Here is a 21,208-nt window from a genome sequence, read left to right on the forward strand (position 1 = left end):
CACCGCTCAGTAGGGCGACGACGCTCGTTCCTCCAACACCGCCTCGAGCGCGCTCCAGAGAGCGGCCACGGACTGAAAGCGGTCTTCGGGTTCGATAGCGAGTGCCTTCTGCACCCAGACGTCGATGCTCGGTGACAGGCTCTTGCGCAGCGCACGCAAGCTCGGCCGCTCACCTTTCGCCGCCCATCCGCAGAGCTCGAGCATGCTCTTGGTCGGATACGGGACCTGACCGCTGAGCAAGCGGAACACCAACACACCCAGTGAGTAGACGTCGATTCGATGATCGAGGGTGGTGGGGTCACCCTTCCAGGCCTCCGGTGCGATGTAGCTGGGGGTGCCCGCGACGATTCCGGCAGAGGTGAGGCTCTCGGCGCCGAGCAGCTTCACCAGGCCGAAATCCATCAGCCTCACCCCGCCGCCAGCGGCGACGTCGACGACGAATATGTTGCTGGGTTTCAGATCGCGATGAACGATGCCCTGCTGGTGTGCAGCCGAGAGGGTGGTGGCGACGGGTCGCATGAGCTCCAGCATGCGCGCGGCCTTCAACCGGCCGCCCTTCGACTCGGACTCCTCGACGTACGCCTCGAGATCCTGTCCTCGGAGCAACTCCATCACGATGTACGGCGCATTGCTCGGCGTCCGCCCGAACGCATGCACGAAAATGGCGGCTGTGCCGCGCAGCCGTGCCATGGCCACCGCCTCGCGCTCGAAGCGCTTGGCAAGCTCGGTGTTGGCCGCTTGCTTCATGACCTTGATCGCCACGTCTCCGCGGGTCTCCAGATCCCGACCGCGGAAGACGACTCCGTACGCGCCAGCTCCGATCTCGGAGATCAGGCGATAGCGGCCGTCCAGCTCGTCGCCAGGCTTGACCATCAGTCCGCGAACCATAGCTCAGTTCGACCGGGGGGCGACAGGTCGGGGGTGCTGCGCTACGTTTGCGTTCATGCGGCGTCTGCTTCCGAGCGCGCTCTTCATGCTCGCGGCCGCTTGTGGAGCGCCGACGACGAAGGCACCCGGCGGCACCGGCCTGTGCCGCACAGAGCCAGACTGTGAAGCCGCTTGCTCCGAAGAAGAGCCAGCCCCCTGCTACGCGCTCCTGTTCCTCTATTCCCGGGGAGAAGCCGGACCGGAGAGCGCAAAGCGCGGACGCAGCAGGCTTTATGACAGCTGCGAGGCGAAGAACGCGACCGGCTGTCGCCTGCTCGGCGCGGCCTTGCTCGAGGGGCTGGGAGTCGAGCGGGACCGCACCGGAGCGACCAGCGCGTTCATCCGGGCCTGCGAGCTCGGGCGCGACGCCGACTGCGCTCTCGCGGGTGAGCTGTTGCGAAACGGGCGCGCCGGCCTGCGAGATCCAAAACGCGCTCATGCCCTGCTCGTCCGTGGGTGTGAGCGAGGCAATGGCGCGAGCTGCACCGAGCTCGGCAACATGGCGCTGCAAGGAGATGGCGAGGCGAAGAACCCTGCCCGCGCGGCCGAGCTGTATCAGAAGGCATGTGACCTCGGGGACCCCGTCGGATGTGGGTTGCTCGGCAGCCTGCTCAGCGGGGACGACGGCATGGCAAAGGACCCCGCCCGCGCGGCCCAAGGCTTCAAGCGGGCGTGTGATGGTGGGGTCGCCATCGCCTGCACGAGCCTGGGGGTCATGACCGCACGAGAGTCCCCCGGCGATGCAGCGGTGTTACTCGAAAAGGGCTGCTCGGGCGGCCAAGCGGCGGCCTGCGCTTATCTTGCAACGCTGCTCTACGAGGGCAGCGGGGTCGCGCGCGACGTCGCGCGCGCGGTCGAGCTGCTGCGTGGAACATGCGCCAAGAACCTGCTGGAGAGCTGCACGTTGCTCGGGACCATCCTGGCCAGCGGAAAGGGGATCGCTAGCGACGAACCCGCTGCTGCCAGAGCCTACGAGCGACCCTGCGAGGCGGGTGACGCGCTCGCCTGCTCGGGCCTTGGCGCACTCTTGCTGATGGGACGCAAGTTGCCGAAGGACGAGGCACGCGGCGTGGCCCTCTTGTCTCGGGCTTGTGACTCGGGTCAGGGCGACGCCTGTGGTGTGCTCGGCGCGCACTACGTGGCGCTCGGCAAGCCTACTTTGGCGCGGCCGCTGCTGGAAAAAGGCTGCAGCGCCGGACACAGCTCGAGTTGCGAGCTGCTCAAACAGTTGCCTTCCGCCCCGTGAGGCAGTCGGCGAATTCTCCGAGGCGCTACCGGGATTCGGAGAACCAGGTGGACCCGCGAGGTGTATCGACCTTGCCAGCCAGGATGGCGCGGTGCAGCGGGTGCGCGTCGAAGAACATGGCGATCGCCGCCTCGTCTCCGACCTGTTTCGAGGTCTTCAAGAGCTCCTTGCGCGCGCGGCGCGCGGCGCGCTTGCTCGCTTCGTGGCGCCCCAGACGCCCGAGCAAGACCGCCTCCATCCACTCGGCCTCCAGCACCGTGCCGAAGGGATCGGAGAATCGCTGGCGCCGCTCGTCGCGCACCTCGAGCGCCCGACGCACCTTGGACAACGCAAGCTCAGCGTCGCCGGCTTTGTCGAGCCACATCGCCGACGAGGTCAAATAGCGCGTGCGGGTCTCGGCCAGATCACTGAGCTCGTGGAGCGCCTCGAGCTCCGCCATCCGCTCGCGCACCTGTTCCAGGTCACCGGGGCCATCGCGCAGGATCAACGCGCGGATCATGCCCGGAATCGCGTGCGAGTTTGCCATGGCGTTGGCTCGCTCGCGGTTCATTCGATGGGCCGTGCGGTAGAGCTCGACGGCCGTGTCGAGGTCGCCACGAACCACACACAGGTCACCGAGATTCGAGTGTGCGAGTGCCAGCACCATGGGCTCCTGGGTCGCCAATGACTCGATCACGGCGGACAGCTCTCGCTGTGCATCCTCGAGGCAGCCAAGCGACAGGAAGACGCCGCCCAGATTGGTCCGCGTGAGCAGCGCGGACGCGTGCAATCCCAGTCTCTCTTTCAGCGCGAGGGCTCGCCGCATCGCGCTGACGGCCTCGGGGATGTGGCCCGCCCAGTGACAGACGGTGCCGAGATTATTCAGCGCCTTCGCCTCACTCTCGGGACTGCCCCCGGCACGCGCCGAGCGAACGGCGCGCCGGTAGACCTTCAGCGCTCGGGGAATGTCGCCCGTCTCCCGCGCCGAGTTCCCCAAACAGCGCAGGGACTCGCTCATGGCCACCGGATCCTGGGCGGCCCGCGCGGCCCGCAGCGCACGCTCGGCGTAGCTGCCCGCTTGGCCCGCGCGACCGAGGAAGATCGCCGACAGCGACGCCCCGAGCCAGGCTCTTGCTTCGAGTCGGGCGTCGGCGGCCTTCTCCGCATGGCCGGCGGCTGCTTCGAAGGTGAGCACGGCACGATCGAGCTGCCCGTACACCTCGTCCGTGCGCGCCAGCACCCAGAACAGCTCGGACAGAAGACCGGCATCACCCAGCGCTTCGGCTTCTGGAAGCACGCCCTCCGCCTCGAGGCGAGCGGCAGCGGAGTCACCCCGATCGAAGGTCAGACGCGCCTTGCGCACCAAGGTCGCCACGCATTCGGCCGGCGTGTGCGAAGGCTGCGCCGCGAGCAGGATCCTGAGTGCATCCTCGGCGCCATCCCGCAGTCCCGCGAGCACACACAAATCGAACCTGCGCAGCCAGACCGACGCGGGCACCCCACCGAGCGCCGCGTGCCACTCGATTTCCTGAAGGACCAAGCTCGCGGCCTGATCGGGGCGACCACGCTTTTCGGCGATCTTGGCGGCTTCTGCTGCGACCCGCACGGCCATGGTCAGTCGCCCGGCCTTTGCGAAGTGCTCCGCGGCTTCGAGCAGCACTCGGTGATCGCCGTCGGAAATTTCTCTCAGGACACGAGCCGCCGCTAGATGCGATTGAGCCGCTTCATCTGCCGCCGCACTGTCGAGGACCACGTCCCGGAAGCGGTCGTGCATGGCGTACGCCGCACGACCATGGCGATCGTAGCGCTCTTCGATCACCCCGGCGCGCACCAGGCGGCGAAGGGCCGCGCCGGCCGTGCTTGCTTCGAGCTGGGCCACGGTCGCGGCGGTCGCCGCCAGAGACTCCCCGCCCAAGACGGCAACCGCCAGTCCGAGCGCGCGGCACTCCGCGTCCAAGCGCTTGACCCTCAGAGCCAGAACCTCACCCAAGGGCAGCGCCGGGATCGCACACACGACCTCCCAGACTCCTTCCTGGCGAACGATGGCGCGAGAATCGAGGGCGAGTCTCAGCGACTCTTGCACGTGCTGTGCGGTGTGTGGCGCACGCGACAGGCTCCTGCCCAGCTCGCTACCGGCGAGCAGATCGCTGCGGCCGAACATCGACTCGACGAGTCGGGCGCTGGCGCTTGGCTCCAATGCGTCGCACTGGAGCACTTCCGCGCCCGGCAGCGTAGCCAGCACTTCGACCGACCGACCGGGTCGGGCGGCGAGCACGAATGAACACCGCGCGCGATGACGACGCGCGACCCCAATCAACTGCGTGATGAGCCCCAGCGCTTCGGCGTCGACCCAGTGCAGGTCTTCGACCACGAGCAGCCCGGGCGAACGTTGGAAGCGCTGGGCAATGGCCCGCCCCAGGGCCTCGATACGCGCCTGCCGCGCTCGCTCGGGGTCGACCGCGACCGTGATGCGTTCGCCACGCCGCCTCAGCTCCGGCAGCGCACGCGAGAGCTCTCGGCGGTCGTCATCATCGAGGCGCGACGCAACGTCGTCGTTGATCACAGCCCGCGCGATCGCGGGTAACACGCCCCGGGCCAACCAGCCTCGCCGTACCTCGACCTGGACCAGCGTCCGCCAAGCAATCTGCACACGCTGACGGACCTCGCGCACGAGCCGCGACTTGCCACTGCCCCCATCGCCGGCGAGCACGACGACGGCTCCTGTTGGTTCGACGCTGAAACCGAGCTCGAGCAACTGCGCCAGCAGCGCCTCGTGGCCAACGAAGCCGCCCGAGAGCACATAACTGGCGAGGGACTCCGCGCCCTCCTCCTCGAGTGGCACCCCGTTGGAGACGTGCAGCGCGCGCAGGACCTCCGACGCGCTGGCGTGGCGGGCGCCCGGCTCCTTGGCGAGCAGGCGAGCGACCACCCGAGCCACGCTTGGGTTCGCGCTCTCGGGTGCGGGAAACTCCGGGAGCTTGCCCATGTGGGCGCTGAGGATTTCCGAGTGCGTACCCTCGAACGGGACCTTTCCGGTCAGCTGGCGGTAGAGCGTCACTCCGAGGGAATAGAGGTCCGAACGCGCGTCCAGAGGGCCACCGGTGATCGCCTCCGGCGGCATGTAAGCGAAGGTTCCGACCAGGAGTCGGTCATCGCCGGTGCCGAGGGCTCGAGAGATCCCGAAGTCGAGCAGCGTCAGGTGGCGCGAGGCGAGGTCGACGAGGATGTTGGAGGATTTGATGTCCCGATGAAGGATGCCCTTGTCGTGGAGGTACTCCAGCGCGCGGCAGAGCTGCGCCCAGATGGGAACCTGCGCTGGATCGTCCGGGCGCAGGCCAGTCTGGTTGAGCGGCACACCCGGCGCGAGGCGTTGGGTGAAATAGGCGGTGTCCTCTCGAACGTGGCCGAAGTCGTGGACCTGCGCCAGGTTCGGATGGATCAGAGACGCGAGCAGCGCGAACTCACTCTTCAAGATCTCGACGGCGCGCGAACCCGTGTCGTGGATGCGCGCGAGCTTGAGCGCCAACAGGCGGTCATCTTCGAGCTCATCCTTCACCCGGTAGACCTGACCAAACCCGCCCTGCCCGAGCAGTGACTCGACTCGATAGCGTCCAACGACCCGATCTCCGTCTGCAAACAGACGCTCATCCGGACGCATCGACGACCGCGGGCCCGACTCGATCAGGGTCGGTCCCTCGGTCACGACGGTGAGGTCGCTGGGACGTGCTCGCATGCCTGGAGAGCATTGTAGCTGCCGAGACCGCTTGCCGGGGACCTTCCCGGCTCGACGGACCAACGGTCGGCGCTCGCGACTGGCGTCCGCGCTCATACCTGCTTTGATGCGCAAATGCGCCTCGGCCTGGGTCCCGTGCTCTGGATCGTGCTCTCCTGCTCCACGCAACCAAGCCCCGCGCCGCGCACCGTCGATCTACCGGCTGAGCCAGGAGAGACCTCCGACACACCACCGCTCCCGAGTCGGGGTGGCACAGACGCCGATCCACCCTGGCAGAGCGCTCCACCAGCCTCATCCGAGAACGCCGCCAGGGCTGAGGCGCTGTTCGTCCAGGCCCGCACACTCATGAGCCAGTCGCGCCACTCCGAGGCCTGCCCGCTCTATTTCGAAAGCATGAACCTCGACCCCGCGCTCGGCACGCTGCTCAACCTGGCCAACTGCAGCGAGGTCTCGGGAGACAAAGCCCGAGCCTGTCGTCTATTTTCCATGGCGGCGACCTGGGCGAACGAAAAACACCAAGCGGAGCGCGCCCGATTTGCCGAGTCTCGCGCCAAATCCCTCGGCTGTCCGTGATGGCCGTGGCGCACGCGTCGTGCGAAGCTCGCCCAGCGTGAGCCTGATCGAGATCAGTCGAACCCTGTGTCGACGCGTCGAACGCATGACGTTCGCTCCACCGGTAACCCACGTCTACAACCCGCTCAGCTACGCGCGAGCAAGCCACGAGCTCTACCTGGAACGATATGGCAAGGGCCCGAAACGGGTGCTGCTACTCGGCATGAACCCCGGTCCTTTTGGCATGGCGCAGACCGGCGTGCCCTTCGGCGAGGTGTCGCTGGTCCGAGACTGGCTCGGCATCGAGGCCGTCGTGAAAAAGCCGCGACTCGAGCACGAAAAACGCCCTGTGAACGGCTTTGCTTGCACCCGCTCCGAGGTCAGCGGAGCGCGACTCTGGGGATTCTTCCGCGAGCGATTCGGCAAACCGGAGCGGTTCTTCCGTGAGCTCTTCGTCGTCAACTACTGCCCCCTCGCCTTCATGGAAGTAAGCGGCAAGAACCGCACGCCCGACAAGCTCAGCGCGGACGAGCGGGACTCGCTCTACGCCGCTTGCAACGCCGCGCTCAGTGCTACGGTCGAGTTGCTCGAGCCCGAGCTGGTGGTGGGCGTGGGTTTGTTTGCGGAGAAGCGCGCTCGAGATGCGCTCGGCAAGTTCGAGCTGCGCTTCGGCAGCATCTTGCACCCGAGCCCGGCGAGCCCAAAGGCCAATCGCGGCTGGGGTCAGGCAGTGGCAGCCGAGCTCGAAGCGCTCGGAGTCCACGTTCCCGATGCCTGAGCAAGAGCACGCGCGAACGTCGTGGCTCCCAATCGCGGCGCTGCTCACGCTGCTCGCGTGTTTTGTGCTCGCCTCATTCCGCACGTCACCGCCCGAGGTCGAGCCCGCCAGCGCGCCACCCGGGCGGTTCAGCGCAGAGCGCGCCTTTTCGACCCTCACTCGGGTACTCGGGAGCGGCGCTCCGCACCCAACCGGCAGCGCCGAGAACGTGGCGGTGCGCCGGCGTATCGTCGCACGCCTGTCCGAGCTCGGCTGGCAGTCGGCCGAGCTGAGTCAGCCGAGCTGCGGTCGCTACGGCGCGTGCGCCAGGGTCGTGAACGTCGTCGCGACACGACCCGGGCCGCCCGGGGAGAGCCTGCTCCTCTCTGCCCACTACGACTCGGTTCCAGCGGGAGCCGGCGCCGCGGATGACGGTATGGGTGTGGCCACGCTGCTCGAGGTGGCGCGCGCCCTCGGGCACCGAAAGACCGAGCTCCCGGTCGTGCTGCTCTTCACCGACGGAGAGGAAGCGGGCCTGCTTGGTGCCGAAGCATTCGTGAAGCACGAGCTGAAACGCTACGCGGTCGCCGCCATCGTGAACGTCGAAGCGCGGGGCACGAGCGGACCGAGCCTCTTGTTCGAGACCAGCGGGCCCAACGCCCACATGATCGAGGCGTACGCCCGCGCGGCAATTCGGCCCGTCACGAGCTCGTTGTTTGCGGCCGTGTACGAGCGACTGCCGAATGACACGGATCTCTCGGTGTTCAAGCGCGCGGGGGTGCCGGGGCTGAACCTGGCGAACATTGGCGGGGTCGCCCTCTACCACACGCCCAAGGACGACCTCGATCACCTGTCGCTCCGCACACTACAGCACCACGGAGACATCACGCTGGGGCTCACCGGTGAGCTTGCCCGAGCGGGCGGCGAGACGGGAAGCTCGATCTTCTTCGACGTGCTCGGCCTCCATGTCGTGCGCTTCGGGCGAGCGCATGCGGCACTGGTCGTTGGCATCTCGAGCCTCGCTTGGCTGTTGGCGGCGGCGCTCACGTTGAAGCGTGGAGCGCGGCTCTCGGAGAGCCTGCGCAGCCTGCTCTTCTGCGCGCTCTTGCTCTCTGGCGCAACACTCGCGGCGTTCACCCTCGGAGCCCTGACGCTGCGCGACATCGGCGGTGCGGGAGGTTGGTTGGCGCATCCCGAGCCCTTTTTCCTCGCGCTCACGTTCACGCTGCTGGCGCTCGCGCTGGTCGCCGTGGGCCTCGCAAACACCTCCGCGCAAGCCCTCTGGGTCGGCGTCTGGACGCTGTTCGGCCTGCTCGGCTCGGTCGTGCTCTTTGTGCTTCCGGAAGCGTGTTTTCTGTTCGTCGTGCCTGTGCTTGGCGCCGCGCTCGTCGGACTCGCCACCCGCGGCCGGCTCGGTGCCCTGCATGTGTTGCTTCCCGCGGCTTCGGGCGCACTTCTGTGGCTACCGGTACTGCTGCTCGCGCACGACGCTCTCGGACTCGCAGCCCCCGCTCTCTTCGGCGCGGGCACCCTCGTGGGGCTCTTCGGTTTTGTGCCGGCCCTTGCACACCTCGGGCCTCGGAGCCGGCGTTTCGTGCTGGGGCTGTCGATCTCTGCTGCACTCGCGTGCACGACGGTGGCGCTGCTGGTGCCGCGCTATTCGGAGTCGACACCCCAACGATTGAGCCTCGCTTATCACCTGGACGCTGATCACGGCCGGGCACGCTGGCTCGTGGACGCATCGTCGGGCCGGATACCGCCGGAGCTCATGCGAGCCGGGCAGTTCGCCGACACCATCGTCGACGCGGCGCCAACGTTCGTCGGGTTCCACCCCGAAGCCCTCGCGGGCGCTGCTCCTGCCATCACGCTGGCGCCGCCTCGATGGCACCTCGTCGGAGCCGAGCCGGCTCGGGCCGGGAAAAAGCGCATCCGTGTCGTGCCCGGACGCGGCGCCGGAACTCTGCGGCTGAGTTTTCCAGCGGACTCTGGCGTGAGCGAGGTGAAGTGGGAAGGCAAGCCGGCACCGCTGAGGCAATACACGGCGTTCCGTTCACTGACGCTGCTCGGCGTCGGCTCGGAGGGCACCGAGCTCGAGCTCATCGGCACGGGCAGCTTGGCGTTCTCTCTGTCCGAACACTCCCCGGGCCTGCCGGAGAGCGGGCAGGCTCTGCGAAGCGCGCGGCCTGCGTGGGCAGAGTCCTCACAGGCCGGGGACGAGACCGTGGTCAGCCGAAGCGTTCAGCCCTGAGTCACTCTTCGGGATCCGTCTCAGCGAAGGTCGGCGCGACGATCAGCTCGAGCGTTTTGCCCTTGCCCGAGCTGACGATCTTGCCGCTGAGCTTGAACTCGCTGAGCTTGCCATCACCGTCCAGATCACCCTGGGCCGTGGCGTCGAAGGTGACGTTGGCATTGCCCGAGCTGTTGAAGTTCGCGGTGGAGGTCTTGTAGCGATAGAGGAAGTTCTGCGGGTCACTGATGGCAAAGTGCAGGCAAGCAAAACCCTTCCCATCCGTGCCGGAGTCGTAGCTCCACTCGGCCGGGCTGGACTGATACTTCCGCCCCTTGATCGACTTTGCGTTCTGCGGAACGGTTCGAGTGGCGGTGACACACAGGCGGCTTTGACCCACGACGCCCTTCTTGATCTTCAATACGTCTCCCGCCATGTAACCCCGCTGGTAGGCCGCGCTCGCGTCCTTGGCCATCTGCCCAACGTTGGCGCGGGCCTCGGCGGCCTTCGATGCGCGCATGTAGATGAACACCCCCGTGCTCGCCAAGCTCGCGAGCACTCCGACGATCGCAACCGTGATCATGAGCTCGACCAGAGTGAACCCTCTCGCCGAACTTCCATTTCCCTCGAGACTCATCGCGCCTCCTTTTGTGTGCTGAAAAACCCGTTCGAACACTCGAAACCTTCCGGCGGGGTGGTGGTCTCGTCGCAGCGCACCGTCGCGAGCCCCAGTGTTTCGGCGACATTCGCCCCGGACCAGTCGCTGCCGATTGCGGTGGCTCCCTGTACGTTCGCACCGGCCAGGTTTGCGCCGGCGAGATCGGCACGATCGAGCCGCGCTTCGTTCAGGTTGGCCCCCTGCAGCTCGGCGAAGCTCAGGGGCAGGTCGGTGAGGTTGGCACCCTTGAAGTCAGCGCGCGCAAAATCGCGTTCTCCGAGCGCCACCAGCTTACGAACCGCAGCCCCGCGATCGTCTGCGCCGGCCGTCGAGAGCGCGTGGTGGGCGTACCAGCGCCCGACGGTCTGAAGCGGCTTGGTGAGGATCCCCAGGGGTACGAGCAGTGCGAGGGCAGCCAGGGCGGCCGCGAAACCGAACTTCCGACGCTGCGTCGGCTCGGCCAGCTCGCGTGACACGAGCGTCGGCGGCGGAGCGAGGGACGGCGGTTGCCTCGCGCTCGTTGGGGGTGCTCGTTTGGCACTCACCGGCGGTGAGCTGAGGCCGCTGAAATTATCCTCGACGGCGTTGGGCACGATCATGCCCACGTCCTCGAATTGCCCGTAGCGCTCTACGTCTGCCATCAGCGCCGCGACCGTCGGATACCTGAGCAACGGCTCCACACACGTCGCTCGGCGTACGATGCGCGACAATCCGGCGGGCGACTGCGACAGACAATCGAGGCGCGGCACCGATTCGGCCTCGATGGGCGGGTCGGACGTGAGCAGCAGGAACGCGAGCATGCGTCCGAGTGAAAACACGTCAGAGCGTGCGTCACCCTCCGCGCCGGAGATGACCTCGGGGGCCGCGTAGACGCGCGAGATGGACGCGCCACCGCTGAGCTCGCCGACGTCCAGCAAACGCGGGGCGAGCTTCGGGTCCAGCCCGACGTTGTCCGGACTCAGCCGGCGGACGATCCAGCTTCGCTCGTGGAGCGCCGCGACGGCACCAGACAACGCCTGGAAGAGCTCCAGCTTGCGGCCGAGCTTGAGCCTCAAGGCCGGAGCGTCACTGACCACTCCCACGATTGGCTCGAGCACGAAGAACCCTCGACGAGTGTCGGCCTCCACGACCCGAACGACCCCCTCCACCTCAGCGAGCTCCGCCAGGCGCTCAGCAAGGCACTTCAGGTCCGCTAGCGCTTCGTCCGACGGGTGATTCGCAAAGGTCAAGACCGACCGAGCGCTGTCCTCCGCGTCGCTTGCGCTCCAGATCTCTCGGTCATCGAGCACTGCCACCTGGTCGAGGCGGGAAAAACCCCGCGGCCAGGGCTGCTCTGCGCCGAGCCCCACCAGCGCCTGCCCGAGCTCGGTTGGGTAAGAGTTGATGTTCACGTCACGCTCCCGCGGGTGCTGCCCGCATCTCTCGATACGGCCGGGACGGCGTAGACTTAACTAGTCGGCAACGACTACGCGGTTCCGACCACCTTGTTTGGCCGCGTACAGCGCCTCGTCCGCCCGACACACGACCGTCTCCAGATCCGCATCATCGATAGTCAACGTCGCTACGCCTGCACTGATGGTGATACGACCGCTCGGCTGGGTCTCCCCGCCCGGCAGGTCGGTCGCTTCCACCCGCGCCCGCAGGCGTTCGGCGACCAAGGCCGCCCCTTCCAGATCCGTCTCGGGCAGGATGACCACGAACTCTTCGCCGCCGTAGCGCACCGCGAACGGCGCGCCATCGAGGCGCACCGTGATGTCCGCCGCGCGCACCTCGTCGGAGACGATGCGGCCGACCGCGGCCAGGACCTGATCGCCCACCGGATGCCCGTGGGTGTCGTTCAGATTCTTGAAGTGATCGACGTCGATGAAGACCAGACTGAGAGCTCGCCGGTAGCGGTGAGCACGGGCCAGCTCGTAGTGGGCCTGTTCCTTGAAATAGCGGTGATTGAACAGGCCCGTCATGGAATCCACGAAGGCTTTTTGCTCCAGTTCCCCGCGCTCGACCTCCAGCACCTTCGCGGCCTGGGCGGCGCTGAGCAGCTGCTCCTCGCGCTCGTCGATCATCAAGACGGCGTTGGCGTTCGACTCCGCCAGGGCCAGCGCCTCGGCCTCGAGCTCGTCGGCGCGACTCCGGAGCAACTTGCTGGCGTCCGAGAGGCGAGCCCTCGCTGCGCTGAGCTCCTCCAGGCGAGACTCGTGCTCGTCGAGCATGAGCACCGCGTCCACGTTTGCGGTTGCCATGGCGTGAACCTGACCCTCGAGCGCCGCTCGCTGGGCGTCGATGCGCTGGTTCTGCGCGGCAAGCTCGCGATTGTGGCCGTCGAGCCGCTCGGCGATTTCGCGCTGGGCCTCCACGATCTCGATGGCATGAACGTTGGCGTCCGCCACTGCCATGGCCTGCTCGCGGAGCTCGGAGAGCTTCTTCAGGAGCAGCTCTTCCAGGGCAAAGAGCGCCCTTTCACCGGGGCCACGGCCTTCTCGATAGGCGCGCCGAACGTCGACCAGGGCGCGGTCGAGCTCCGGGTCGAGCCCCCGAGGTGGGATCGACGTCATGGCGACGATGCGAAGGTCCGTATGTTGCGAAGCGTCCATCGTTCTCACTCAGAGGGTGACGACGGACGCACCCATCGCCAGGTCGACGATGTGAGCGAGCCCGCACAGCTCGGCCCCGGGCACCAGCTTCTGATCGGTGGCGATGGAGCAGTAGAACTCGTTGCAAGGGCTACACAGCATCAGCTTGCCTCCCCCTTCGAAGAACTGGCCCATGTACTCGGAGCGGCTCGAAACCTTCGATGTGGACCTTCCCCACACCGCTCGGGCGCGACCAGAAAGCACCACCCATGGTCAGGTAGATCGTGGTGTCGACGCCGGAGATCAAGGCCGATACGCCCATGGCAAAGGCGAGCGTCGCGCGGTTGCCCCGGTCTTCGGGGCCGGTGGTGAGGATGATCAGCATCTTGTCGGACATGCTCAGGCCTTTCGGATGGTTGCGACGAGACGATCCGGTTCTTCTCGCAGCTCGACTAGCTCGTTGCCGGTGCGGCGACACCACGCCTGAATGTCCAGGCGAAACGCCGGGTCGTCAGCCATCACCTGCAAGACCTCGCCGCTCGGCACGTCCTTGATCTGTTTGTGCACCTCGAACAGCGGCTTCGGGCACTTCATCCCCAGGGTCATCAGCACTCGCTCGGTCATTCGCGGCTCCATTTCAAATGAACAGAGTGGTCCGGCTGCGTGACGCGCGTTCCATGAAACCCGCGACGCCACACGCCGCGAGGCCGGGGTAGTCGGCGAGGTCAGCCATGGTCATTCCGAACATCCCGAGGCTCGCCTCGCAGACGTGGAACGTGACGCCGAGCTCCTTGGCCATGGCGATGAGCTCCGGCAGGCCCGGCTGACCCAGCTTTTTCATGCGGCGCCGAACCATGGCGGTACCCACGCCTCCGAAATTGAAGCGAGACATCGGGATCGCGCCGGCTCCCCGCGGCAAGAACAGGCCGAGCACACGCTCGATCAAGCTTCGCTCGCGCTGGGCGCCCGCCCGCAACGCTCCGACCGCCCAGAAGCTGAAGAACACATCCACCTCCATGCCCATCGAGGCCGAGCCGGTCGCCAGGTTCATGGCGGCCAGGAGGGGGTCGAGCTCACCGCTGAACGCCACCAGCGAGAGCCGATTCGAGCACTCGCGCTCGGCCTGTTTCAACGCCGCAAGCTCGTTTTCCAAACAGGTAATGCGGTCGAGGACGACTTGAGGCGTGAGCGCCGGCGCCGGAACCATCGCGGTCATGCGCCCCACAACGGCACGGCGGCACTGTGCTTAAGAAAAATTGCTCCATTCAGGCTCAGCGCGCGGAACGGCCCAGCCCAACCGGGCCGCCGGGATCCGGGAACCCCGCGAAAACACGCCGATATCGCCGCTCGCCGGCTTGCTCGATTCGCGGTAGAAAGCGCCCCCGTGCCGAAATTTACTTGGGACGTCGATCCGATCCTTGCCCACCTCGGGCCCATCTCCCTACGCTGGTACAGCCTGCTATTCGTGGCGGTGTTCCTGGGCGGTTTCTGGCTGCTCAAGTGGCAGGTCGAGCGCGGCGACGGGGACGAGGAGGACGCGGGCGACTTCATCGTCTATGGCGTGCTCGGTGTCTTGATCGGGTCCCGCTTGGGACACGTCATGTTCTACGACCTGGACAAGGCGCTCCGAGATCCGGTCTGGGTGCTGAAGATCTGGGAGGGCGGGTTGGCCAGCCACGGCGCGGTGCTCGGGCTGATCTTCGCCATGTACCTGTTCACCAAGCGGCGCGGCATTTCGTTCCTCGAAGGCTCGGATCGCTTTGCGTTCTCCGCCGCCCTCGGAGCCACCCTGGTTCGCGTCGGCAACTGGTTCAACTCCGAGATCGTCGGCAAGCTCACGGATCAGACCTGGGGTGTGCGTCTGCCGCGCTTCGACCGTGTCCCGGACCCGCCGCTTCGCCATCCAAGCCAGCTCTACGAGGTGGTGCTGGGGCTCCTGGTGCTCGGCGCGCTCTACCTCTGGGACAAGAAGCTCGGCAAAGAGCAGCGCCCGCGGGGTGCGCTGATCTCCATGTTCTTCCTGCTCTACTTCCCGGGGCGCTTTGTGGTCGAGTTCTTCAAGGAGCACCAGACCCACGAACCCACGCCGTTCATGACGATGGGTCAGTGGCTGAGCATTCCGGGCGCGCTGCTCGGCGCGTACGGCCTGCACTGGGCGTTCAAGAACAAACTGCCGGTCGGTTGGGTGTCCCGGTACGACGACGAGGACGACGACGACGACGACGACGAGGACGAGGACGAGGACGAGGACGAGGACGAGGACGACGACGACGACGACGACGACGACGCGCCGGCCGAGGGTGCGCGGGCCGGGAAAAAGGCCGCAAAGCCCGCCGCGGACGACGACGATGACGACGACGACGACGACGATGACGAGTCAGTGAGCTCCGGTGCACGGGCCAAGAAGGCCGAGCCCAAGAAGGCCGAGCCCAAGAAGGCCGAGCCCAAGAAGGCCGAGCCCAAGAAGGCCGAGCCGGACGATGACGACGATGACGATGACGACGACGACAACGACGATGACGACAACGACGATGACGACGACGACGACGACGACGACAAGAAGTAGCTAGTCCGACGTCGGGCTCGAGCCTGCTGCAGGCGCTTCGAGTCGCGGTAACACCACCGCCTCCAATTCCTTCGACAGCTCGTTCCAGCCTTTCGGCGGAGCGAGCAGATCGAACTCCTTGGCACAAGGCCGGGTGTCCCAGCCTCGCATCAACCGGTCGGCTGTCTTCAGCGCGTCGCCGCCGCTGTTGCCGGTCAAGCGCGAGTACACGTAGACCCGCGCTGCCACCCCCAGCACGTTGAGTGGACAGGTCTTCTGACGTTCGGTCGCTCGTTTCACTCGTTCGGCGTCCCGCTCGGCAAGTTTGAAACGCTCACGATAGAGCGGCGCAAACAGCTTCAAATCGCGCGCGAACTTCTGCCCATCCCAGCGCTCGACGCCGCGCACATCGACCAAGAGCGCACCGGCGGGGCCGCACGAGACGCGGGAGCAGGGTGCGATGGACAGCTGTGCGAGGCGCACCTCGAACTCCGGCACACCGTCAGCATCTTCGTCCCGCATGCAGGTTGGACACTCCGGGTGCGCTTTGGCGGCCTGAAATGAGTCCGCTTTCGTCAGCTCGAGCACCAGCGGACGCGCAACCCCACAGTTGGCCCCGCAGGGTGTCAGGTGAATCACCACCGATTTCGAGCCATCGCCGCGCAGGTCCCAGAGCAGCGAGCCCCGGCGGGTCTTCATCACGTCGATCAGCCCGCTCTCGGTCGACACCACCTGGTAAGGACCGGCCCCCACCGCGTCGACGCGCGCGACGCGTGTGGCGGGCGCGCTTGCCGGAGCCGGCTCGTAGATCACGAGCGCCGCGTGACGCTCCGGGATCAACACGACCTCCTTGACCAGCCAACCGGCCTTCTCCGCGTCTACCTTGGCGTGCTCGAGGTTCTCCTTGAACGTCTGTAGCTCGGAAGGGGGCGGCCGTGTGGCGGTGGTGGGCGGCGGTGGTTGAACGACCGACGGCTCGCCTGCCGCCGTCTGGGTGTGAACGGCACACCCAGTGATGAGCGCGAAGCCCAGGCAGACTACCGAGAGCTTCACCCGAGGACGTCCGCGATGCTGTAGAGCTTGGGGGCTTTGCCCACTAGAAATCGCGCGGCGCGCAGCGCGCCGTGGGCGAACAGCTCGCGGCTCGAGGCGCGATGGGTCAGCTCGATGCGTTCCGCGGGACCAAGCAGATACACCGTGTGCTCACCGACGACATCGCCGCCGCGCACACCGAACACACCCACCTCGTCGGTGGGGCGAGCGCCGACGTCGCCGTCCCGAGCGTGGATCTCCGCGAGTCCTCCGCGAGCCACCTTCGCTGCCTCCGCCAGGCGTTTTGCCGTTCCGCTCGGCGCGTCGATCTTCTTGCGGTGGTGGATCTCGACGATCTCGACGTCGTACTCCGGACCCAGCCGACGCACCGCCTCGGTGACCAGGTCCGCCAAGACCTGCACTCCCAGGCTCATGTTCGGCGCCCACAGCACCGGCACCAGCTCCGCCGCGCGCTCGAGCGCGGCCTTGCCTGCAGCGTCGAGGTTCGTCGTACCGGTCACGACGGCGACCTTCTGCCGCGCCGCGGTGGCGAGCAACGCTGGGATTGCCCGCGCCGTCGAGAAATCCACGACGACCTCTGCACCCAGCAAGCCCGAGGCTGCGTCGGCACCGACGGCGACACCGAGGGTGCCAAGGCCTGCCAGCTCTCCCAGATCGCGTCCGAGGTTTGTGTCATCCTCGGCGGCGACCGCACCGACGATCTCGTCACCCGCGGCATGAGCCAGGCGCGCGACCGTCAGTCCCATGCGCCCGGTGGCACCGATCAACGCGAGCTTCACCGTTTGCCGTACTCCGCGAGGGCACGCTTCACTGTCTCGTTGCAGCTCCCGCTTGCTTCGACGAGCGGCAGTCGGACGCCCGGGAGCAGCCTTCCCGCCTGAGCCATCGCCGCTTTCATCGGCTGCGGATTGGGCTCGACGAACATCGCGCGGTGCACCGGCAAGAGCGCCAGATGTTTCTTCCGCGCGTCGTCCCAGCGACCGGCCAGCGCATCCGCACACACGTCCGATACCTCGCGTGGCAAGATGTTCGACGTGACGCTGATCACACCCTTGGCGCCCATGACCATCATCGGCAGGGTCAGCGGGTCGTCCCCCGAGAGCACGGTCACTCGAGCGCCCGCGCGTCGCAGCATCTCCTGACACCACATCACGTTCCCGGTTGCGTCTTTGACCGCGACGACGTTGGAACAGCTGTCCAAGATCTCGAGCATGCTCTCGACCGTCAGCTCGACGTTGGTGCGTCCGGGGATGTTGTAGAGAATGATGGGGGCGCCACCGACCTCCTTCGCGATCGCCTCGACGTGGCGCACCATGCCGAGCTGCGACGGTTTGTTGTAGTACGGCATCACGATCATCACGCCATCGGCGCCGGCCTCGAGCGCGGCCTTCGAGGTGTCGATGGACTTCTTGGTGTTGTTCGAACCGGTGCCGGCAAAGATCGGGACCTTGCCCTTGGCGAGCGCGGCGGTGCGCTTCACCAGCTCACGCTGCTCGGTGTCGCTGAGAGTGGGGGATTCACCCGTCGTGCCGCAGGGCACGAGACCGGAGATGCCGCCCGCCAGCTAAGACTCGACGAGTTTCTCGAACGCGGCCCAGTCGATCTCGGACAGATCTGCGGTGAACGGGCTCACGAGCGCGGTAAACGCACCAGAGAGAGGGATCGCTGCCATGCCGGCCACTATTTACGCGAGACGGCCCGGACGCAAGTTCGTGGGGCGCCCGGTCGACGGCGGGCGCGGACCTGTAGTATGCGAAGCGTTCGGGTGGCAGCCGGCTCGAGCGGCGTTCGGAGGGTTCGTGATGAAGATCTGGGGAATGTGTGGGGTGGCAATTGCGCTGGCGGCGGTCGCCTGTGGCTCGAGCTCGGACGACGAGGCGAAGGGCAGCGGAGGCACCGGCGGGGCCGGCGGAACCAGCGGAGCGGGTGGCAGCGGAGGCGGCAGCACTTGCCCCGCCGATCCGCTCGGTGCCGTAGGCCAGAGCTGCAGCGTCGCCGGTTTGACCTGTGGCACCTGCGCCGATCCTTGTGTTGGTTGTGACATCGCGAGCTGCGTCGGCGCGGTCTGGAAAAAGACCGCCATCCCGCCCGACACGAGCGCCTGCGCCGACGGCGGCCAGAAGAACTGGTGCAGCATCGAGTCGATGGTGCTGTGCAAGTCCAACGAGTTCTGCGGCTTCTCGGATGTCTGCGGCGTTACCAAGACCGGCTACTGCACGGCCAAGCCGACCACTTGCACCGAGGACTGCCCGAAGGTTTGCGGCTGCGACGGCAAGACGTACTGCAATGAGTGCAAGGCCAACCAGGACGGCGTCTCGGTGGACCCGACCTCGTCCAAGTGCGCCGACGCGGACGGCGGCAGTGATGCGGGCGGCGACGCTGCCAGCGATGGCGCCTCGGACGCAGCGACCGACGCGGCGGCGGACAGCAGCACGGACTGAGCACTCGGGCGCCCGGTGAGGGGTGCCCTGTGACGAGCCATGGCACCCGGCCCGCGGCATCGCGGCGTTGGGCTGGGAGCCGCCGGGTTCGTTGGGGGCGATCTCGAGATAGATACCTCGCTGGCATGGGCGCGGATTGAGCTCGGCACGCTCGGGCCCGGCCCTTGCACTCCACAAAACATGCGCCGGCTAGCCCTCGCTCTTGTCGCCGTGATTGCGCTCAGCGCGGCGCACGCCCACGCCGAAGCGGCCGATGACGTGACCTCAGCACCACTGCCGGAGCACGACAGTGTGCCCGAGCTGCCACAGCCAATGGACGCGGAGGCATCGCCCTCGGAACCGACCGCAGTCTCCGCGCCCGACCCGATGGCGCGCGCGCCCCGCCGGGTCTGGTACGGCTGGCAGACTCTGCTCACGGATGCCGCGGCCGTGACCCTGGTCAGTGTTGGCGTTCGAGCGAAGAGCGGCCTTCTGGCAGGAACCGGCGCGTTCAGCTACGCCTTCGGCGGATCCGTCGTACACGGAATGCACGAGCACACCTACAAGGCACTGGCCAGCTTTGGCGTGCGCATCGGCGCGCCGATCCTGGGCTTTGTCCTGGGTGCAGCGAGCGCCGATTCGAACTGCGCCAAGACCGACTACGACTGCCAGGACGACCTCGGCCCCGCGTTCAGCGGGTTCCTCATCGGCGTCCTCACGGCGTCCGCATTCGACGCCGCGATCCTCGCCCACGAGGATGAAAAATCGAAGCTCGATCGCTCCCCCGTCATCATCGCGCCGAGCGTCTCGCTCTCGCGCGGCAGCGGCAGCGTCGGTGTGGTTGGTGTGTTCTGAAGCGGGCTGCCAGCAATTCGTGAAGTGTCAACCCGCCTCGGACGCGGCCCTCCGCGCCGCGGGCTTGCCGCGCAAGAACCGGCGCGCGTAGGCGCGAAAGCGTGCGGGGTCGGTGAGCTCTTCCTTCGCGGCGCGAGACAGACCCTTCACGCCGAGCTCGAGCCGAAGTGCGGCTCCCTTGGTCAAACAGCGGCGCGTCGCACACAGCGTGAGCGGGCCCCGCCCGCGGGTGTAGCGCGCGCCCTTGCCGGCGTCGTGCGCGCGGATGCGCTCGGCCACGTCCTTCGCGATCCCGGTGTAGAGGCTGCCGTCGGCACAACGCACCAAGTAGACGAACCACACGTCGGCCGGCCTTGCCACCGGGCGACGGTAGCAGGCCTCCGGGCCATATCGCGCTAGCAGTTACTCGAGCGGGTACTCGCACCGGTCTGACGGCGGCTCGCTGAGATTGTGACCTGCTATCAGGCGGAGGCAACTATTGTAGCGCAGGATGGCGTCGTCGTTCGTGTCGTCCGTCTGCAGCGCGTCGGCCTGTTCGTAGAGCTTCATGGCGTCCTCGATGTGGTGCCACGCCGAGCGTTTGGCGTCATAACCGGCGCGGGTCAGCGCGCCAACGGCTCGCCGCTCGCAGAGGATGCCGGAGTAGTAGACCCGCTCGTATTCGGTGGCGAGCTTCTCGATGGCCTCTCGCGCGCGCTTCGTGACGCCGTCCTGCCCCCTCGCGACCTGATCGGTGAGCGCGAGCACGTAGACGACCGGAGCAGCCTTGTTGGTCGGGTCCGCGGCCAACACATCCAGGCAGATACTCTCGGCAAAAAACGGCTCGTTCAGCAGTCGGTAACGCTCGGCCTTTTCCAGCGCGTGCGGCACGGACACCTTGGAGATCTGCTTCGGTTCGACCATTTTGCCCCCTTCGTCTGGCTAGCCGGAAAACACACGGAAGAGCCGCTTCAGCGGGTCGTAGAACCGATCTACGACCCGTTCCTTCAGCGGAATGATGGCGTTATCGGTGATGGTGATGCCTTCGGGACACACCTTGGTGCAGCACTTGGTGATGTTGCAGTAGCCGATCCCGTCGTTGTTCTTCAGATCCGGCAGTCGGTCCTCGGTGTCCAGCGGGTGCATTTCCAGCGCCGCCGTGTAGACCAAGAAACGTGGACCGATGAACTCGTCGTGTTTGTCGTGGTCACGCAGCACGTGACACACGTCTTGACACAAAAAACACTCGATGCACTTGCGGAACTCCTGCACCCGGTCGACGTCCGCCTGATCCATGCGCCAGGTGCCGTCTTTGGCGTCCGGTTTGCGCGGCTTGAAGGCTTTGATCTTCTGTTTGACGCGGTAGTTCCACGACACGTCGGTGACCAGGTCCTTGATCAGCGGAAAGGCCTGAATTGGCTCGATCTGGATGGGTTGCCCGTCGGGAAGATCCGAGAGCCGAGTCATACACATCAAGCGCGGGTGGCCGTTGATCTCCGCCGAGCACGAGCCGCACTTTCCGGCCTTGCAGTTCCACCGCACGCTCAGATCGGTGGCCTCGGTTGCCTGAACCTGATGCACGACGTCCAGGACCACCATGCCCTCGTCGGCAACGGTGCTGTAGTCCTTGAACTCACCACCTTTGGCGTCACCCCGCCAGATGCGCAAGGTCACCTTGTTGCCCATCAGACGCTCCCCTGGCAGACA

At 66.7% G+C, this 21,208-nt stretch carries 20 protein-coding genes and 1 pseudogene; 7 read left to right on the forward strand and 14 right to left on the reverse strand.

The features are described 5' to 3' along the window. Nucleotides 1–6: 6 nt before the first annotated feature. The gene (locus IPI67_05040) at nt 7–873 is read right to left on the reverse strand and encodes a serine/threonine protein kinase (protein ID MBK7579556.1); all 867 of its coding nucleotides are present in this window, start codon (nt 871–873) and stop codon (nt 7–9) included. A gap of 70 nt (nt 874–943) precedes the next feature. Here IPI67_05040 and IPI67_05045 point away from each other — a divergent pair, with 70 nt between their 5' ends. Continuing rightward, nucleotides 944–2,173, forward strand: coding sequence for a sel1 repeat family protein (locus tag IPI67_05045; protein MBK7579557.1), 1,230 nt, complete (start codon nt 944–946; stop codon nt 2,171–2,173). Nucleotides 2,174–2,198: 25 nt separating this feature from the next. On the opposite strand, the gene IPI67_05050 is transcribed toward IPI67_05045, so the two are convergent. After that, entirely contained in the window at nt 2,199–5,885 is a 3,687-nt protein-coding gene (locus tag IPI67_05050; GenBank protein ID MBK7579558.1) for a protein kinase, read from the reverse strand. Nucleotides 5,886–5,999: 114 nt separating this feature from the next. Here IPI67_05050 and IPI67_05055 point away from each other — a divergent pair, with 114 nt between their 5' ends. From IPI67_05055 to IPI67_05065, 3 genes are read left to right on the forward strand one after another with little or no spacing between them, the layout of a single operon-like run. Beyond that, nucleotides 6,000–6,458: a hypothetical protein gene (locus IPI67_05055; protein MBK7579559.1), complete on the forward strand. Its 459-nt coding sequence runs from the start codon at nt 6,000–6,002 to the stop codon at nt 6,456–6,458. A gap of 37 nt (nt 6,459–6,495) precedes the next feature. After that, on the forward strand, nt 6,496–7,215 hold the full coding sequence (locus IPI67_05060; GenBank protein MBK7579560.1) for a single-stranded DNA-binding protein: 720 nt from the start codon (nt 6,496–6,498) through the stop codon (nt 7,213–7,215). Beyond that, nucleotides 7,208–9,442 carry a M20/M25/M40 family metallo-hydrolase gene (locus tag IPI67_05065; protein ID MBK7579561.1) on the forward strand — a complete coding sequence of 745 codons (2,235 nt, stop codon included), beginning with the start codon at nt 7,208–7,210 and terminating at the stop codon, nt 9,440–9,442. The genes IPI67_05060 and IPI67_05065 overlap by 8 nt, the downstream gene beginning before the upstream one ends. Nucleotide 9,443: 1 nt before the next feature. Here IPI67_05065 and IPI67_05070 read toward each other — a convergent pair whose 3' ends face one another. The 6 genes from IPI67_05070 to IPI67_05095 form a co-directional block, all read right to left on the reverse strand. Beyond that, nucleotides 9,444–10,058, reverse strand: a complete 615-nt coding sequence (locus IPI67_05070; protein MBK7579562.1) for a prepilin-type N-terminal cleavage/methylation domain-containing protein — start codon at nt 10,056–10,058, stop codon at nt 9,444–9,446. Beyond that, entirely contained in the window at nt 10,055–10,720 is a 666-nt protein-coding gene (locus IPI67_05075; protein ID MBK7579563.1) for a pentapeptide repeat-containing protein, read from the reverse strand. Before IPI67_05075 ends, IPI67_05070 begins: the two co-directional genes overlap by 4 nt. Before the next feature lie 810 nt (nt 10,721–11,530). Continuing rightward, the gene (locus tag IPI67_05080; GenBank protein MBK7579564.1) at nt 11,531–12,670 is read right to left on the reverse strand and encodes a GGDEF domain-containing protein; all 1,140 of its coding nucleotides are present in this window, start codon (nt 12,668–12,670) and stop codon (nt 11,531–11,533) included. 130 nt (nt 12,671–12,800) lie between these two features. Continuing rightward, nucleotides 12,801–13,046, reverse strand: a complete 246-nt coding sequence (locus IPI67_05085; GenBank protein MBK7579565.1) for a hypothetical protein — start codon at nt 13,044–13,046, stop codon at nt 12,801–12,803. 2 nt (nt 13,047–13,048) lie between these two features. Continuing rightward, on the reverse strand, nt 13,049–13,255 hold the full coding sequence (locus IPI67_05090; GenBank protein MBK7579566.1) for a sulfurtransferase TusA family protein: 207 nt from the start codon (nt 13,253–13,255) through the stop codon (nt 13,049–13,051). A 31-nt stretch (nt 13,256–13,286) separates the two neighbouring features. Continuing rightward, a complete protein-coding gene (locus tag IPI67_05095) occupies nt 13,287–13,865 on the reverse strand; it encodes a DsrE/DsrF/DrsH-like family protein (protein ID MBK7579567.1) in 579 nt (192 codons plus the stop codon). 168 nt (nt 13,866–14,033) lie between these two features. Between IPI67_05095 and lgt the strand changes: the two genes are divergently transcribed. Continuing rightward, complete coding sequence (gene lgt, locus IPI67_05100; protein MBK7579568.1) at nt 14,034–15,215, forward strand: prolipoprotein diacylglyceryl transferase; 1,182 nt, start codon at nt 14,034–14,036, stop codon at nt 15,213–15,215. Here the strand turns inward: lgt and IPI67_05105 are convergent, their stop codons facing one another. From IPI67_05105 to IPI67_05115, 3 genes and pseudogenes are all read right to left on the reverse strand, one after another. Then, on the reverse strand, nt 15,216–16,247 hold the full coding sequence (locus IPI67_05105; protein ID MBK7579569.1) for a hypothetical protein: 1,032 nt from the start codon (nt 16,245–16,247) through the stop codon (nt 15,216–15,218). Continuing rightward, entirely contained in the window at nt 16,244–16,993 is a 750-nt protein-coding gene (locus IPI67_05110; protein MBK7579570.1) for a 4-hydroxy-tetrahydrodipicolinate reductase, read from the reverse strand. The genes IPI67_05105 and IPI67_05110 overlap by 4 nt, the downstream gene beginning before the upstream one ends. Nucleotides 16,994–17,022: 29 nt before the next feature. Then, nucleotides 17,023–17,919, reverse strand: a pseudogene (locus tag IPI67_05115) (4-hydroxy-tetrahydrodipicolinate synthase). Between the two features lie 130 nt (nt 17,920–18,049). On the opposite strand from IPI67_05115, the gene IPI67_05120 reads away from it, so the two are divergent. Next, on the forward strand, nt 18,050–18,688 hold the full coding sequence (locus IPI67_05120) for a hypothetical protein (GenBank protein ID MBK7579571.1): 639 nt from the start codon (nt 18,050–18,052) through the stop codon (nt 18,686–18,688). Between the two features lie 180 nt (nt 18,689–18,868). Beyond that, nucleotides 18,869–19,522 (forward strand): hypothetical protein, encoded by a 654-nt coding sequence (locus tag IPI67_05125; GenBank protein MBK7579572.1) that lies wholly within the window; start codon nt 18,869–18,871, stop codon nt 19,520–19,522. A gap of 27 nt (nt 19,523–19,549) precedes the next feature. Here IPI67_05125 and IPI67_05130 read toward each other — a convergent pair whose 3' ends face one another. From IPI67_05130 to IPI67_05140, 3 genes are read right to left on the reverse strand one after another with little or no spacing between them, the layout of a single operon-like run. Beyond that, nucleotides 19,550–19,882 (reverse strand): GIY-YIG nuclease family protein, encoded by a 333-nt coding sequence (locus IPI67_05130; GenBank protein MBK7579573.1) that lies wholly within the window; start codon nt 19,880–19,882, stop codon nt 19,550–19,552. Between the two features lie 42 nt (nt 19,883–19,924). Next, nucleotides 19,925–20,425 carry a hypothetical protein gene (locus IPI67_05135; GenBank protein ID MBK7579574.1) on the reverse strand — a complete coding sequence of 167 codons (501 nt, stop codon included), beginning with the start codon at nt 20,423–20,425 and terminating at the stop codon, nt 19,925–19,927. 18 nt (nt 20,426–20,443) lie between these two features. Beyond that, a complete protein-coding gene (locus IPI67_05140; protein MBK7579575.1) occupies nt 20,444–21,187 on the reverse strand; it encodes a succinate dehydrogenase/fumarate reductase iron-sulfur subunit in 744 nt (247 codons plus the stop codon). Nucleotides 21,188–21,208: the final 21 nt, after the last annotated feature.

It is taken from the genome of Myxococcales bacterium, from assembly GCA_016706225.1.
Taxonomy (GTDB): Bacteria; Myxococcota_A; Polyangia; order Polyangiales; family Polyangiaceae; genus JADJKB01.

Coding starts and splice junctions, on each gene's coding strand:
- IPI67_05040 (MBK7579556.1), bottom strand. CDS start 873: ATGGTCAAGCCTGGCGACGAGCTGGACGGCCGCTATCGCCTGATCTCC.
- IPI67_05045 (MBK7579557.1), top strand. CDS start 944: ATGCGGCGTCTGCTTCCGAGCGCGCTCTTCATGCTCGCGGCCGCTTGT.
- IPI67_05050 (MBK7579558.1), bottom strand. CDS start 5,885: ATGCGAGCACGTCCCAGCGACCTCACCGTCGTGACCGAGGGACCGACC.
- IPI67_05055 (MBK7579559.1), top strand. CDS start 6,000: ATGCGCCTCGGCCTGGGTCCCGTGCTCTGGATCGTGCTCTCCTGCTCC.
- IPI67_05065 (MBK7579561.1), top strand. CDS start 7,208: ATGCCTGAGCAAGAGCACGCGCGAACGTCGTGGCTCCCAATCGCGGCG.
- IPI67_05070 (MBK7579562.1), bottom strand. CDS start 10,058: ATGAGTCTCGAGGGAAATGGAAGTTCGGCGAGAGGGTTCACTCTGGTC.
- IPI67_05075 (MBK7579563.1), bottom strand. CDS start 10,720: ATGGCAGACGTAGAGCGCTACGGGCAATTCGAGGACGTGGGCATGATC.
- IPI67_05080 (MBK7579564.1), bottom strand. CDS start 12,670: ATGGACGCTTCGCAACATACGGACCTTCGCATCGTCGCCATGACGTCG.
- IPI67_05085 (MBK7579565.1), bottom strand. CDS start 13,046: ATGTCCGACAAGATGCTGATCATCCTCACCACCGGCCCCGAAGACCGG.
- IPI67_05090 (MBK7579566.1), bottom strand. CDS start 13,255: ATGACCCTGGGGATGAAGTGCCCGAAGCCGCTGTTCGAGGTGCACAAA.
- IPI67_05095 (MBK7579567.1), bottom strand. CDS start 13,865: ATGACCGCGATGGTTCCGGCGCCGGCGCTCACGCCTCAAGTCGTCCTC.
- IPI67_05110 (MBK7579570.1), bottom strand. CDS start 16,993: ATGGGACTGACGGTCGCGCGCCTGGCTCATGCCGCGGGTGACGAGATC.
- IPI67_05120 (MBK7579571.1), top strand. CDS start 18,050: ATGAAGATCTGGGGAATGTGTGGGGTGGCAATTGCGCTGGCGGCGGTC.
- IPI67_05125 (MBK7579572.1), top strand. CDS start 18,869: ATGCGCCGGCTAGCCCTCGCTCTTGTCGCCGTGATTGCGCTCAGCGCG.
- IPI67_05135 (MBK7579574.1), bottom strand. CDS start 20,425: ATGGTCGAACCGAAGCAGATCTCCAAGGTGTCCGTGCCGCACGCGCTG.
- IPI67_05140 (MBK7579575.1), bottom strand. CDS start 21,187: ATGGGCAACAAGGTGACCTTGCGCATCTGGCGGGGTGACGCCAAAGGT.